The organism is Variovorax sp. PAMC28562, from assembly GCF_014303735.1.
Taxonomy (GTDB): Bacteria; Pseudomonadota; Gammaproteobacteria; order Burkholderiales; family Burkholderiaceae_C; genus Variovorax.
Genome location: NZ_CP060296.1, coordinates 3,346,095 through 3,360,546, shown reverse-complemented (window position 1 = coordinate 3,360,546; position 14,452 = coordinate 3,346,095). Strand labels below are relative to the sequence as shown.

The following is a 14,452-nucleotide window of genomic DNA, read 5'->3' as shown; positions in this document are numbered from 1 at the left end:
ATTGCGAAAGATGCGGACAAACCCGAAGTTTACTGATCGTGTCACGGTCCGCTCACACGAACCGTGACTTTTGCCTGTAAATTGCACGCGTTGGCCAATCGGCTCCGCACCCAAGGTGCAGCAGCTTCGAGGAAGCAACGCGACGGAAATCCAAGGTCCCGTACGCGTTGCGCGCAGGGTTCCGCGTGCTTTCCGTTTCTTTCAATCGCAACGAACGATGGAGAAGCAAACGCATGATCGGCAACACTCCCCTGATACTCGCCATGGTCTGCGGCCTGGTGGCCGTTGGCTACGGTTTCTGGGCTCGCAGCTGGATACTTTCCAAAGACCCTGGCAACGCCCGAATGCAGGAGATCGCGGCTGCGATCCAAACGGGTGCCGCCGCGTACCTCGCCAAGCAGTACCGCACCATCGCCATCGTCGGCGTCGTGCTCGCGGTACTCATCGGACTCTTTCTCGACATCACCACAGCGGTAGGCTTCATCATCGGTGCGGTGCTGTCGGGTGCCTGCGGCTTCATCGGCATGAATGTGTCTGTGCGGGCCAACGTGCGGACGGCGCAGGCGGCGACCCACGGCATCGGGCCGGCGCTCGATGTGGCGTTTCGCGGCGGCGCAATCACCGGCATGCTGGTCGTCGGCCTCGGCCTCCTGGGCGTTGCTGGCTTCTTCTGGTTTCTGGTCGGTAGCGCAGCGCCCGGCGCCAACCTCGCGACGCTGCTGAACCCGCTCATCGGCTTCGCCTTTGGCTCTTCGCTGATCTCGATCTTCGCGCGGCTCGGCGGCGGCATCTTCACCAAGGGCGCCGACGTCGGCGCTGATTTGGTAGGCAAGGTCGAAGCCGGCATTCCGGAAGACGACCCGCGCAATCCGGCGGTGATTGCAGACAACGTCGGCGACAACGTTGGCGATTGCGCCGGCATGGCTGCCGACCTGTTCGAAACCTACGCCGTGACGCTCATCGCCACCATGGTGCTCGGCGCGCTGATGATCACGACAGCCCCGATCAACGCGGTGCTGTACCCATTGGCGCTGGGCGCGGTGTCGATCATCGCGTCGATCATCGGCTGCTTCTTCGTGAAGGCGTCGCCGGGCATGGTGAACGTGATGCCGGCGCTCTACAAAGGGCTGGCCGTCGCCGGCATCCTGTCGCTGATCGCCTTCTGGTTCGTCACGAGTTGGCTCATTCCGGACAACGCCGTAGCTGCCAGCGGCAGCCAGCTGAAACTATTCGGCGCCTGCTTCGTCGGCCTTGCGCTGACCGCCGCTCTGGTCTGGATCACCGAGTACTACACCGGCACGCAATACAAGCCAGTGCAGCACATCGCGCAGGCCTCCACCACCGGCCACGGTACCAACATCATCGCGGGCCTCGGCGTGTCGATGCGCTCGACGGCCTGGCCGGTGATTTTCGTTTGCATCGCGATCCTCGCGTCCTATTCGCTCGCCGGCCTGTTCGGCATTGCGGTGGCTGCCACCTCGATGCTGTCGATGGCCGGTATCGTGGTCGCGCTCGATGCGTACGGGCCGATCACCGACAACGCCGGCGGCATCGCCGAAATGGCCGGCCTGCCGGAGAGCGTGCGCAGCGTGACCGACCCGCTCGACGCGGTCGGCAACACCACCAAGGCGGTGACCAAGGGCTACGCGATCGGTTCGGCCGGCCTGGCTGCACTGGTGCTCTTCGCCGACTACACGCACAAGCTCGAAAGCTATGGCCAGGCGATCAGCTTCAACCTGAGCGACCCGATGGTGATCGTCGGCCTCTTCATCGGCGGCCTGATTCCCTACCTGTTCGGCGCGATGGCAATGGAGGCGGTGGGCCGCGCCGCCGGGGCGGTGGTCGAGGAAGTGCGTCGCCAGTTCCGCGAGATTCCCGGGATCATGGACGGGACGGGCAAGCCAGAGTACGGCAGGGCCGTGAGCATGCTGACCGGTGCGGCCATCAAGGAAATGATGATCCCTTCGCTGCTGCCGGTCGTGGTGCCGATCATCGTCGGCCTGGTGCTCGGGCCCAAAGCGCTCGGTGGCCTGCTGATGGGAACAATCGTCACTGGGCTCTTCGTCGCCATCAGCATGTGCACGGGCGGCGGCGCCTGGGACAACGCCAAGAAATACATCGAAGATGGCCATCACGGCGGCAAGGGTTCCGAAGCGCACAAGGCCGCGGTCACAGGTGACACCGTGGGCGACCCCTACAAAGACACGGCCGGTCCCGCAATCAACCCGCTGATCAAGATCATCAACATCGTGGCGCTGCTGATCGTGCCGCTGGTGGTCAAGTTCCACGGTGGCGATTCCGCGGCCGCCGTTCCAACGAAGATCGAGACGCCACCCGCCGCGATGGCGCCAGCACCCGCCGCGGCTGCCGCACCCGCTGCTGCTGCCGGTGCGGTCGCGGCCATCGAGGCCGCATCGGTCAAGGTCGAGAACGGCACAGTGAAGTTCTACTTCCAGACCGGCAAATCAGAAATCGCACCCGGCGGCAAGGAAGCGCTGGCCGATGTCGTCAAAGCGGTTCAAAGCGGCAGCACGGTTTTGGTGAGCGGCTATCACGACGCCAGCGGCGATGCGGCGACCAATGCGGAGCTGGCCAGGCAGCGGGCCATGGCGGTGAGTGACGCGTTGAAGGCAGCGGGTGCACCTGCGGACAAGATCGAGCTTTCCAAGCCCGAGCAGTCTCAGGTTGACGGGCCGGCGGCCGAAGCGCGCCGTGTCGAGGTGAAGATCAAATCCTGATGATGCTCAAGTCCTGAAACCGGGCTTGAGCTTGAGCTTGGGCCTGCTGCGAGTGGGCCGCTCTCAGTTCAGCTCGCTCATGCTCGGCTGGCGCGTATCAGGTGCGCCCGGCAGCGTGTCGAACTGCGACGGCCCCTCAGGCAGCCGAGAGTCGGCAAATTCATGCAGCGCGGCGACCCAGCGTCCCGCAGATGAATCGGCCGGCTCGTCGTTCGTGAAAATACCGTTTCGGATAAAAAACGTTTCGCCGTTGGCACGCTCAGCGTGCAGTTCGACAAGCCGCTGTATCGGGAAGGTGTAGGTCACCAGCTTCTCCTTGGACTTGCGATCCTTGGCGCCGCAGTTGAAGAAGCCTTCTGCCGCGATCACGATGCACGAACCATCGACGGCGCTGGGTTCTTCGCCCGCCGCACCGCACCGCCACACTGCCGACGGCAGTCGCGCGCGCACTTTGTCGATAACGAGGTCCCGTTGCTTGTTCAGACCGTTGAGGGGCGGCACCAACGTCCGCAGCTGCCGCAGCCGTTCCGAAAAGTTGTCGTCGAGAGTGAACTCGACGTGGTGCGCTGCCTCACCGGAGCGCTTGACGACTTGCATGACCACTTGCCGAGAGTTGCTCACTGCGTTCATCCTGAAAAACGGTTGCTGGCGCGCCCGTCGCACCAATTGTTTCTAACTGTATATTGGTTTTTTGACAGTGGGTAGACAGCAATAAGTACACAACTACAGCAGCATTTCCGGGACTATCGGCGCGATCAACGAGTTATAGAGGCGCTTGAAAAAGCCGGATTCCGGCTCGGTCGTCAGGATCATTTCGTTCTCGCCATCGGTCGTCAGCCATTCGAGCGTTCCGGCGGGTTTGGTGAGCCGCAGCCGGTACGAGTTCTGCAGTTTGCTGATATTGATGATCCGGAGCATTTCGCGTGCCAGTTGCGGACTGTCGACGACCACGCCCATTTCGGTGTTCTGGCTGGCCGAGCGTGGGTCGAGGTTCATCGAGCCGATGAAGACGCGCCGCTTGTCGATCGCGGCCGTCTTGGCGTGGAGCCGACCAAGCGACTTGCCGAACGATCCGAATCGCTTGCTCGCCGTGGTGCGCTCCGGGCTCAGCTCGTACACGTCCGCACCGGTTTTGAGCAGGCGCTCGCGGTAGCGTGCATAGCCTGTGTGAACCAGCGGCTCGTCGTTGGCCGCCAGCGAATTGGTGAGCAGCGTGAGCTTGACGTTGCGGTTGGCCAGATCTTCGAACGCCGCCATGCCCTTCTCGCCCGGAACCAGGTAGGGCGAAGTCAGTTCGACATCGGTCTTGGCATCGAGCAACAGTCCCCACACCTTCATCGTGACGCTGGTCGCAACCGCCTCGTCTTCGGTCATGTAAGTCGGCTTGCTCGCTGGGTCGGCAATGGCAAGTGCTTCGCCCCACAGCAGGCCCAAGCGGCCGCCATCGAGTTCTTCGCCGATCGGGCCATAGCCGAGGATGTCTGATGGCGGCAGCTCGATCTTCGGCGCCGGCGCGGCCATGCCAACCCAGCTGTCGAAGTCGGCGCCCGTGAGCTTTTGGCCCCCCTCCGGCGTGACGATTTCTTCGATCGGCCGGACCTGTTCGCTGTTCCAGTAGCCGTCGAAGATGGTCTCGAACTGCGGCACCACCTTGCCGATGATCAGTGCATCCATGTCGATGAAGTTCTGCGCTTCGCTCAAGACGAAATACTCGTCGGCAATGTTGCGACCGCCCACAACCGCCATCGTGCCGTCGGCGATGAAAAGCTTGTTGTGCATGCGATGGTTGAGCCGGCCGATTTCATGCGGCGAGGCAGCGAAGCGTGAGATGAAGCCGTTGCGGCCACAGCAGAATGGGTTGTAGAGCCGCACGTCGACGTTCTGCGTCTCCGAAAGCGCGAGCAACAGCTGCTGGCTCTTCACCGTGTAGAGATCGTCGACCAGCACACGCACCTTGACCCCGCGCAGCGCCGCCTCGCGCAACGAGCGCAGCAACAAGCGACCGACCGCGTCGTTTTCGAGCTGGTAGTACTGCACCACCAGCGATCGCTGGGCGCGCTGGGCCAGTTGAATGCGCGCATCGAGCGAGTACACGCCCAATGGCATCAGACGAAAGCCGGAGTGTTCGCCCGGCGGCGTGGAGGCAGCGGCGATCGTGGCCAGCGCGGTCGACGGATCGGCTTGGGCCGATGTCACCATTGCACGTTCGCGCATCGGCGGCAGCGAGCCGCACGCACAGAGCATTGCGATGGCCGACAGTGCCAGCAAAGCGCGCAGCCACCGCAAGTGCATGAAAGCAGAGAGTCGGGAGAGTGTTTTCATGCTTTTCTTTCGTGTTCGCTGCTTCGAGTACGCCACTGGGTGCATGCTGGTTTCAACGCGCGCCCGCAAAACTGCGCACTCTAGAATTCGGCGGCCACTCGCCGGGAGTTACACCATGGCCCATTTCGTTCGAACCATCCTCTCACGCTGTGTGCCGATTGCCGTCGTTTTGCTGACGGCTCAGCCTGCTTTCGCTGCGTTGGACATCGGCGACATCGCACCCAAGTTCATCGCCAACGCGGCGCTGGGTGGAAAGACCTTTCGCTATTCGCTTGCCGAGGCACTGGCCAAAGGCCCGGTTGTCGTCTACTTCTTCCCGGCAGCCGACTCGGCAGATTGTTCGATCGAAGCGCATGCCTTCGCCGAAGCGACCGACAAATTCGCTGCGCTCGGTGCCACGGTGATCGGCGTCTCCGCAGACGACATCGGCACGTTGTCGAAGTTTTCGGTCCGCGCCTGCCAGAGCCGGTTTCCAGTGGCCTCGGACGAGTCCAAGACCGTTATCCAGGGCTTCGACGCTCTCATGCAGACGCGGCCCGATTTCGCCAATCGGCTCTCTTATGTGATCTCGTCGGATGGCAAGGTTGCGTACTACTACCAGAACCTCAACCCGGACAAGCACGTCGAGCGAATGCTGGAGGCTGTGCGCGCCTTGCAGAAAGCGCCGGCGCGCTGACGCCCTGACAGCGCCGCACCCTCTGCCGTAAAGCGCCGAAAGCGGCTGAAATGTTTGCGCCGCGCAGCGAAAAGCATCGGCGCAGCAACCGGACATCTGCAACATGGCTGCAACGTCTATCGACCTTGCGCGAGAATTCGTCGATGCAACTCAATTACATCGCCAACACGAGCGTGGCCTCGTCGTCCGGGCGCACCCTGCCCGTCATCGATCCATCAGACGGTCAGATCTTCGAAGAACTGCAACGCAGCAACGCCGACGACATCGACATCGCCGTTCGCGCGGCACGCGATTGCTTTGAAAGCACCTGGAGCAAAGTCAGCGCGGCCGACCGCGGCCGCTTGCTCTACAAGCTCTCGCAAAAGATCGCCGAGCACGTCGACGAACTTGCGCTGCTCGAACAGCGCGATTGCGGCAAGCCGGTCAAGCAAGCCCGTGCCGATGCATTGGCACTGGTGCGCTACTTCGAGTTCTACGCCGGTGCCTGCGACAAGTTCCACGGCGAAACCATCCCTTATCAAGAAGGCTATAGCGTCTTCACCTGGCGCGAGCCGCACGGCATCACCGGCCACATCATTCCGTGGAACTACCCGATGCAGATCTTCGGGCGCAGCGTGGGCGGTGCGCTGGCCGCAGGCAACGTGTGCGTGGTCAAGCCGGCCGAAGACGCCTGCCTGTCGCTTATCCGCGTGGCGCAACTGGCCGCCGAAGCAGGCTTTCCGCCGGGTGCGCTGAACATCGTGACCGGCTACGGCCATGAAGCGGGCGATGCCCTTGCGCGCCATGAAGGCATCGATCACATCAGCTTCACCGGCAGCCCGAAGATCGGCACGTTGATCCAGCAGATCGCAGCAGAGCGTCATTGCCCAGTCACGCTGGAGCTCGGCGGCAAGAGCCCGCAGATCATCTTTGCCGATGCCGACATCAACGCCGCCATTCCGGTGCTCATCAACGCAATCGTGCAGAACGCCGGCCAGACCTGTTCGGCCGGCTCACGCGTGTTGATCGAGCGCGACATCTACGAGCTGCTGCTCGAGCGCCTCGGCCATGCGTTCTCTGCGCTGCGCGTCGGCCCGGCCGCGATGGACCTCGACGTCGGCCCGCTTATTCGGCAATCGCAGCAGCAACGCGTATGGGATTTTCTCTCGGACGCGCAGCACGCCGACATTCCGATGGTGGCGCAAGGCGTCGTGGTCGACGAAGCGCCCGACACCGGCTTCTATCAAGCGCCCACGCTGTTGCGCGATGTGCCGGTGATGCATCGGCTGGCGCAGGAAGAAGTCTTTGGCCCCGTGCTCGCAGCAATGCAGTTCCGCGACGAGGATGAAGCGGTGGCGCTCGCCAACGCGACGCAGTTCGGACTCGTGGCCGGCGTGTGGACCGCCAACGGTGCACGCCAGTTCCGCATGGCCAAGCGGGTGCGCGCAGGCCAGGTGTTCATCAACAACTACGGTGCGGGTGGCGGTGTGGAGTTGCCTTTCGGTGGCGTCAAGTCATCGGGCTACGGTCGCGAAAAAGGCTTCGAAGCCCTTTATGGGTTCACCACGCTCAAGACCGTTGCCGTCCGACACGGTTGAGTCGCCCGCCCGCATACAACTGAGCCATGAACGCACGCGTGATCCCTCTTGTCGACGAGCGCAGCAGCTTGCGGACGCCTTCGGTTGGCAATGTCGTGAGCGACGCAGTGGTTGCGGCCACTGGGCATCTGGTCGACCGGCTCGGCCGTCCGCTCACCGACTTGCGCATCAGCGTGACCGACCGCTGCAACTTCCGTTGCAGCTACTGCATGCCGAAGGACGTGTTCGACAAAAACTACGACTACCTGCCACACAGTGCACTCTTGAGCTTCGAAGAGATCACGAGACTGGCGCGGCTGTTCGCGCTGCACGGCGTGCGCAAGATCCGGCTGACCGGTGGCGAGCCATTGCTGCGGAAGAACATCGATGTGCTGATTTCACAACTCGCGACGATCCGATGGAACGACGGCACGCCCGAAGGTGCGCCGCTCGACCTCACGCTCACCACCAACGCGTCGTTGCTGGCGCGCAAGGCTGCGGCGCTCAAGGCGGCTGGCCTGCAGCGCGTGACCGTTAGTCTCGACGGCCTCGACGACGCCGTGTTCCGCCGCATGAACGACGTCGACTTTCCGGTAGCCGATGTGCTGGCCGGCATCGATGCGGCGGTGGCCGCCGGGCTCGGCCCCATCAAGATCAACATGGTCGTGAAGCGCGGCACCAACGATCAGGAAATCCTGCCGATGGCGCGCTACTTTCGCGATCACTACGGCGGCCGCGTGGTGCTTCGCTTTATCGAGTACATGGACGTCGGCGCGACAAACGGCTGGCGCATGGACGAAGTCATGCCATCGTCGGACGTGGTCGCACGCATCGCCGCCGAGTTCCCCTTGGCGCCTCTCGACGCGAGCACGCCGGGCGAGACCGCACAGCGCTGGGCCTATGCCGACGGGCGAGGCGAAATCGGCGTGATCAGCAGCGTGACTCAGGCTTTCTGCAGCGACTGCAGCCGCGCGCGCCTGTCGACCGAAGGGCAGCTCTATCTCTGCCTCTTCGCGCACAGCGGACATGATTTGAGGCCGCTGTTGCGCGGTGACGCGAGCGACGAACAGATCGTCTCGCACATCGGCAACATCTGGCAGGGGCGTGCGGATCGGTACTCGGAATTGCGGGCGCTTCGTGCAGCCGGGGATGCGGGCTCGGACGACGACGGCGACTCGGCGGCCACGCCGCGCCGTGTCGAGATGAGCTATATCGGCGGATGACCGCAATCTCCCTCGCCGACGTCACCGGGCTGGTACTAGCGGGCGGACGTGGTTCGCGCATGGGGGGCGTCGACAAGGGGTTGCAGAAGTTCAATCGGGTTCCGCTCGGTGCATGCGCGGCATCGCGCCTTGCGCTGCAGGTCGGGCGCGTTGTCATCAATGCCAATCGCAACCTGCCGACCTATGAAACGTTCGGATTTCCGGTATGGCCGGATCATGAACCGGCCGACTACGCCGGGCCGTTGGCGGGCTTTCTGACCGGCCTGGCGCGCTGCGAAACCGACTATCTGCTGACCGTGCCTTGCGATACGCCGCTCTTCCCGCACAATCTGGCGCGTCGCCTGGCCGACGCGATGGTCGATGCAGACGCCGACATCACCATGGCGATGGCAGCAGGACATTCAGAGTCGGATGAGGGCACCCCGAAGCTTCGGCCTCAGCCCGTGTTCTGCCTTCTGCGTGCAAGGCCGCAGATCAATTCGCGCACCGATCGCACCGATGCCCTTGCAGATTTGCGCGACAGCCTGCAGCGCTTCATGCAGCGAGATGGGCGCAAAGTCGGCGCATGGACGGCCCAGCACCGCACGGTGCTCGTGCCCTTCGATCGCCCCGGCGACGCGCCCGACGCCTTCCTTAACGCGAACACGCTGGACGAGTTGCAAGCAATGCAAGCGCGATGACCCGCATTGCCGACATCGCCGCGTCGCTTGCAGCGCCAGCCGCCGCTTCGGTCGCTGATTCGGCTGTCGATACAGCCCACGGCCATGACGCAGCCTCCCTGAGCGTTGCAAGCGCACTGGCGTTTCTTGAGCGACTGACAGAGCAGGCCGCCGTCCCGCAAGCAGAACGCATCGCGTTACGCGATGCACTGGGTCGCGTGCTGTCTGAAGATATCGTCTCGCCCGTCAGCGTGCCGCCGCACGATAACTCCGCCATGGACGGCTATGCATTCGGTGGCGCACTTCTGTCGGACGCTGCGGAAGGTTCGTTGACCCTTCGCGTGGTGGGAACCGCATTGGCAGGCGCACCGTGGCACGGACCGCTGGCAGCCACCGACGCGGTTCGCATCATGACCGGCGCTGTCATGCCCACAGGACTCGATACCGTGGTTCCGCAAGAGTTTTGTCGGATCGAAGGCGACCGGATCACCTTCCCCGCGAATGCTTTGCGCCGTGGCGATAACCGCCGTTTTGCAGGTGAAGACCTGATGCAAGGCCAGCCCGCTTTGACGCACGGAGTGCGGCTGTCGCCAGCCGCACTCGGCTTGGTCGCGAGCCTCGGGCTACCGATGGTGCCGGTGGTGCGCCGATTGCGCGTCGCCTACTTTTCGACCGGGGACGAGATCCTGAGTCTCGGCGAAGCGCCGCGCGAAGGCGCGGTGTACGACAGCAATCGCTACACGCTGTTCGGCTTGCTGACCCGCCTCGGCTGCGAGGTGATCGACCTCGGCCTGGTGCGCGACGACCCGATTGCGCTCGCCGACACGCTGCAAAGGGCCGCACGCGAAGCCGACGCCATCATCACCAGCGGCGGCGTGAGCATGGGCGCGGCCGACCATACGCGTGCGGTGATGGAACGACACGGCGACGTCGCGTTCTGGAATGTCGCCATGCGACCCGGCCGACCGCTCGCCGTCGGCCTGATTCCACGACGACTCGGCGACAACGACGCCACGCCCGCATTGCTGTTCGGATTGCCCGGCAACCCGGTCGCGGCGATGGTGACCTTTCTCGTTCTGGTTCGCCCTGCCTTGCTGCGGATGATGGGTTGCCGAGGCGCGGCGAGTGCACCGCTGCCCCTGCTGCGAGCGCGCAGCGCCGGCCCGATCCGCAAGAAGCCGGGTCGTACCGAATACCAGCGCGGCTTTGTCCAGCCGAAACCGGGCGCCTTGCCAGAAGTGCGCATCGCCGGCAACCAGGGCTCGGGCATCTTGAGTTCCATGGTCGAAGCCAACGGGTTGGTCGTGTTGCACCACGAGCAAGGCAATGTCGCCGCCGGTGACGAAGTCGACGTGATGATGTTCGACGGCCTGATCTAGACGACCACGAAGACCGAGGGGCACCGATGCAGCCGAGCCTGAAGTCGAAACCGCATCGGGCGACTATTTCTTTCACGGCGGCGAGCCGGCGGATTCGATGTTCGTGCTCGAAGCTTGAACGCCTTGCGCGATCGCAAGCGGACGACGTCGGCTGAACCGACTGAACGAACCGACTGAACGAACTGGCCGAGCGAACGGCCTAAAGCCGCCCCAGCGCCCGCTCGACGCCCTTGTTCGCCAGCATGTCGGCGCGCTCGTTGCCCGGGTCACCCGAGTGGCCCTTGACCCAGCGCCATTCGATCTGATGCTCGCCTTCCTGCACCAGCTTGTCGAGCCGCTGCCATAGCTCGACGTTCTTCACCGGCTGACCGCTCGCGGTGCGCCAGCCCTTCCGTTTCCAGCCGTGCACCCACTCCATGATGCCCATGCGCACGTACTGGCTGTCGAGGTACAGCACCACCTTGCATGGTCGCTTGAGGGCAGTGAGGCCTTCGATGACGGCCGTCAGCTCCATGCGGTTGTTGGTGGTGGCGAGTTCGCCGCCGAACAACTCTTTTTCGGTGAGACCCGACTTGAGCCAGGCACCCCACCCACCCGGACCCGGGTTGCCCTTGCAAGCCCCGTCGGTGTAGATCACGACTTCGTCCAAACTCAAATGCTTCTTTCGTTTTCTGAGGAAGGCGACCGGTGCACCTTGCCTGCAATGGGCACCGGCGCCGTAGCGCGTGCCGAGGCGCGACGCCAGTCGGCGCTGAGCAGCCGCATGCCACGCACGCGCTTGACCGCGACCAAAAAATAAACTGCGCCGAAGATGGGCCACCAGCGCTCGCCGGCCGTGTCCATCCAGCGGCAACGTTCGAGCCAGGTCTCGCTGTTGACGGCCGGGCGGTAGGCGCCGAATCGCCCCGACTCGACTTCGAAACTCAGCAACCGCAACCAGTCACGCATGCGCCTGAAGCCGATGAACTCACCGGCCTCCGGCAAAAACAACTGGCCGAAGCCGAGGTGCCGGTACAGGTGCGCACGCCGCTGCCGCATGCCCCAGAGGCTCGATGGATTCAGCCCACAAATGACCACGCGGCCTTCGGGCACCAGCACCCTTTCGACCTCGCGCAGAGTCGCATGCGGATCTGCACTGAGCTCCAGCGCGTGCGGTAGCACGACCAGGTCGAGGCTGTTGGCCGAGAACGGCAACGCCGCGAAATCGGTGATGAGCGAACCCCGCAGGCGCGGGCGCAAATTGGCCTGTGCAGGGTCGGCCACCGCCAGCCAGCGGTGCGGCATGCGGTTGGTGCGAAGGCCTTCGATTTCGGGCACGCCGAGCTGCAAAGCGTGATAGCCGAAGATGTCGGCTACCGCGTGGTCGAACTGCGCCTGCTCCCATGCCAGCAGATAGCGGCCCGGAGGGGTCTCGAACCACTTGTGCAAATCTATAATTTGACCGCTCATGAACCTCGTTCCGCTACCCGCTTTTACCGACAACTACATCTGGATGCTGCACGACGGGCGCAACGCGATCGTGGTGGATCCGGGCCAGGCCAAACCGGTTTTCGACGCACTGAAGCGCGACAACCTGCAACTCGCCGCGATTCTAGTCACGCACCATCACGCCGATCACACTGGCGGCGTGGCCGAGCTGCACGTGGCCACCGGCGCCAAGGTCTTCGGCCCGGCGCGCGAGAACATTCCCGAGCCGTTCACCCCACTGCAGCAAGGCGATCATGCAGAAGCGCTCGGTCTGGATTTCGAAGTAATCGATATCCCCGGCCACACCGCGGGCCACATTGCCTTTTTTCTGCCGGCACAGGAATCTGCGGGCCACGAGGCAGCGCCGCTGCTGTTTTGCGGCGACACGCTTTTTTCTGGCGGCTGTGGTCGCCTGTTCGAAGGCACGCCGGCGCAGATGCTGTCTTCGCTCGATGCGCTGAGCGCTTTGCCCGACGCAACACGCGTGTGCTGCGGCCACGAGTACACACTTGCTAACCTCCGCTTTGCCCAGGCGGTGGAACCAGCGAACACCGAACTGACTCAGTACAACGCGCAGTGCGAAGCATTGCGTGCACTCGGGCAACCGACGCTGCCTTCGCAACTCGCGATCGAGCGCCGGATCAACCCCTTTCTTCGCAGCCGCGAAGCCACTGTCCTTCGAGCGGTGCGCGCGCATGCCGAGCTTCCTGCCAACGCGGTCGAAGCCGACGTGTTCGCCGCACTGCGCCAATGGAAAAACGACTTCCGATGAAATTTCTCATTGCTGCCTGCGTCGCAGGCGCCTTGCTGCTCGCGGGCTGCGCAACGCCCACATCGCCTTCTTCCTCCACGGATACCGGCTCGACTTCCGGCGGCACCAGAGGCGCTGCAGCCACCTATCCCGGTGGCCCGCTGAAACCGATCACGGCAGGCAAAGCCACATCGCTGAACGTCATGCCGCTCGCGCCGCCGACCGACATGTGGGACCGCATTCGCCGCGGCTTCAAGATGCCGAATCTCGACAACGAGGCCGTGCACGACCGCGAGCAGTGGTATGCCACGCGGCCCGACTACATCCAGCGCATGACCGAGCGCTCGAACAAGTACATCTTTCACGTCGTCGAAGAACTCGAGCGTCGCGACATGCCGACCGAGATCGCCCTGCTGCCCTTCATCGAAAGCGCCTTCAACCCGCAAGCCGTGTCGAGCGCCCGCGCAGCCGGCATGTGGCAGTTCATGCCTGCGACGGGCACTGACTACGATCTGAAGCAGAACGTGTTTCGCGACGACCGGCGCGATGTGCTGGCATCGACCCGCGCCGCGCTCGACTACCTGCAAAAGCTCTACGGCATGTTCGGCGACTGGCAGCTGGCGCTCGCCGCCTACAACTGGGGCGAAGGCAGCGTCGGCCGTGCCATCGCAAAGAACCAGAAGCTGGGCTTGCCGACGACCTACAGCGACCTGCAAATGCCGGCTGAGACGCGCATGTACGTGCCCAAGCTGCAGGCAGTGAAGAACATCGTCGCCAATCCGCAGGCTTTCAACTCCGAGCTGCCGCTGATTGCCAACCACCCGTACTTCCAGTCGGTGACGCTCACGCGAGACCTCGACGTGAACCTCGCCGCCAAGCTGGCCGACACGCGCATCGAAGACTTTCGCGCACTGAACCCGGCCGCGCACAAGCCGGTGTTGCTGGCCGCCGGCACGCCACAGATCCTTTTGCCCTGGGACAACGCGGCCGTATTCCAGCGCAACTTCGAGGCTTACACGCAAGGTCAATATGCGAGCTGGACCGCATGGACCGTGCCCACGACCATGACGGTGGCCGACGCCGCCCAACGCGCCGGCATGAGCGAAGTCGACCTTCGATCGATCAACGCGATACCTCCGCGCATGCTCATCAAGACCGGCTCGACGTTGATCGTTCCGCGTTCGGCAAAGGTGCTCGAAGACGTGGCGGCCGTCGTTGCCGACACCGGCCAGCTTAGCTTTCAACCTGAGATCGTCACCCGCAAGACCACCGTCAAGGCCGGCCGCAACGACAGCGTCGCAAGCATTGCGCAGCGTTACCGGTTGAGCTCCGCGAACGTGGCTGACTGGAACGACGTCAAGCCCAACCATGCGTTTCCGCGCGGCTATCAGGTGGTCGTGTATTTGCCGATTCAGGCGGCACGGGCAGCGCACGTCGGCACCGGCAACGCACAGTTGATTCATGCTGGACGCCACGATCGCGCGGCGAAGTCACAGCGCGCTCCGCAAACTGCATCCGCGCCACGCGGTCAGTCGCGCGTGCAGGCCGTGAGCCAGCGTGTGCCGGCGCCGGTTGCCAAGGGCACTTCCGGCAAGCCGAAAATCGACAAGGTTCCGGCGAGCAGCAAGACCGTGGTGCGCGAGAAGCGCGGCGGCGAGCCGGTCAAGAAGAAGCGCTGAAG

The 14,452-nt window shown here is 63.8% G+C and carries 12 protein-coding genes; 8 read left to right on the top strand and 4 right to left on the bottom strand.

Annotated elements, in window-relative coordinates; translation table 11 throughout:
* The first annotated feature begins 233 nt into the window (after positions 1-233).
* Complete coding sequence (locus H7F36_RS15780; protein WP_187051703.1) at positions 234-2,738, top strand: sodium-translocating pyrophosphatase; 2,505 nt, start codon at positions 234-236, stop codon at positions 2,736-2,738.
* Between the two features lie 63 nt (positions 2,739-2,801).
* Here the strand turns inward: H7F36_RS15780 and H7F36_RS15775 are convergent, their stop codons facing one another.
* On the bottom strand, positions 2,802-3,359 hold the full coding sequence (locus H7F36_RS15775; RefSeq protein WP_187051702.1) for a hypothetical protein: 558 nt from the start codon (positions 3,357-3,359) through the stop codon (positions 2,802-2,804).
* Between the two features lie 102 nt (positions 3,360-3,461).
* A complete protein-coding gene (locus H7F36_RS15770; protein WP_261802320.1) occupies positions 3,462-5,060 on the bottom strand; it encodes a phospholipase D family protein in 1,599 nt (532 codons plus the stop codon).
* Between the two features lie 115 nt (positions 5,061-5,175).
* Between H7F36_RS15770 and H7F36_RS15765 the strand changes: the two genes are divergently transcribed.
* The 5 genes from H7F36_RS15765 to glp all read left to right on the top strand — a co-directional run bounded on the left by H7F36_RS15765 (position 5,176) and on the right by glp (position 10,553).
* Positions 5,176-5,736, top strand: a complete 561-nt coding sequence (locus tag H7F36_RS15765; protein WP_261802319.1) for a peroxiredoxin — start codon at positions 5,176-5,178, stop codon at positions 5,734-5,736.
* Between the two features lie 143 nt (positions 5,737-5,879).
* Positions 5,880-7,313 (top strand): aldehyde dehydrogenase family protein, encoded by a 1,434-nt coding sequence (locus H7F36_RS15760; protein ID WP_187051701.1) that lies wholly within the window; start codon positions 5,880-5,882, stop codon positions 7,311-7,313.
* A 26-nt stretch (positions 7,314-7,339) separates the two neighbouring features.
* Positions 7,340-8,515 carry a GTP 3',8-cyclase MoaA gene (moaA, locus tag H7F36_RS15755; RefSeq protein ID WP_187051700.1) on the top strand — a complete coding sequence of 392 codons (1,176 nt, stop codon included), beginning with the start codon at positions 7,340-7,342 and terminating at the stop codon, positions 8,513-8,515.
* The gene (gene mobA, locus H7F36_RS15750) at positions 8,512-9,195 is read left to right on the top strand and encodes a molybdenum cofactor guanylyltransferase MobA (protein WP_187051699.1); all 684 of its coding nucleotides are present in this window, start codon (positions 8,512-8,514) and stop codon (positions 9,193-9,195) included. The genes moaA and mobA overlap by 4 nt, the downstream gene beginning before the upstream one ends.
* On the top strand, positions 9,192-10,553 hold the full coding sequence (gene glp, locus H7F36_RS15745) for a gephyrin-like molybdotransferase Glp (protein WP_187051698.1): 1,362 nt from the start codon (positions 9,192-9,194) through the stop codon (positions 10,551-10,553). The genes mobA and glp overlap by 4 nt, the downstream gene beginning before the upstream one ends.
* Before the next feature lie 199 nt (positions 10,554-10,752).
* Here glp and rnhA read toward each other — a convergent pair whose 3' ends face one another.
* Together rnhA and H7F36_RS15735 are read right to left on the bottom strand one after the other, a co-directional pair.
* Positions 10,753-11,202: a ribonuclease HI gene (gene rnhA, locus H7F36_RS15740; protein ID WP_187055007.1), complete on the bottom strand. Its 450-nt coding sequence runs from the start codon at positions 11,200-11,202 to the stop codon at positions 10,753-10,755.
* A gap of 2 nt (positions 11,203-11,204) precedes the next feature.
* A complete protein-coding gene (locus H7F36_RS15735) occupies positions 11,205-12,002 on the bottom strand; it encodes a class I SAM-dependent methyltransferase (RefSeq protein ID WP_261802318.1) in 798 nt (265 codons plus the stop codon).
* Between H7F36_RS15735 and gloB the strand changes: the two genes are divergently transcribed.
* Positions 12,001-12,792, top strand: coding sequence for a hydroxyacylglutathione hydrolase (gloB, locus tag H7F36_RS15730; protein ID WP_187051697.1), 792 nt, complete (start codon positions 12,001-12,003; stop codon positions 12,790-12,792). The genes H7F36_RS15735 and gloB overlap by 2 nt on opposite strands.
* A complete protein-coding gene (locus tag H7F36_RS15725) occupies positions 12,789-14,450 on the top strand; it encodes a transglycosylase SLT domain-containing protein (RefSeq protein ID WP_187051696.1) in 1,662 nt (553 codons plus the stop codon). The genes gloB and H7F36_RS15725 overlap by 4 nt, the downstream gene beginning before the upstream one ends.
* Positions 14,451-14,452: the final 2 nt, after the last annotated feature.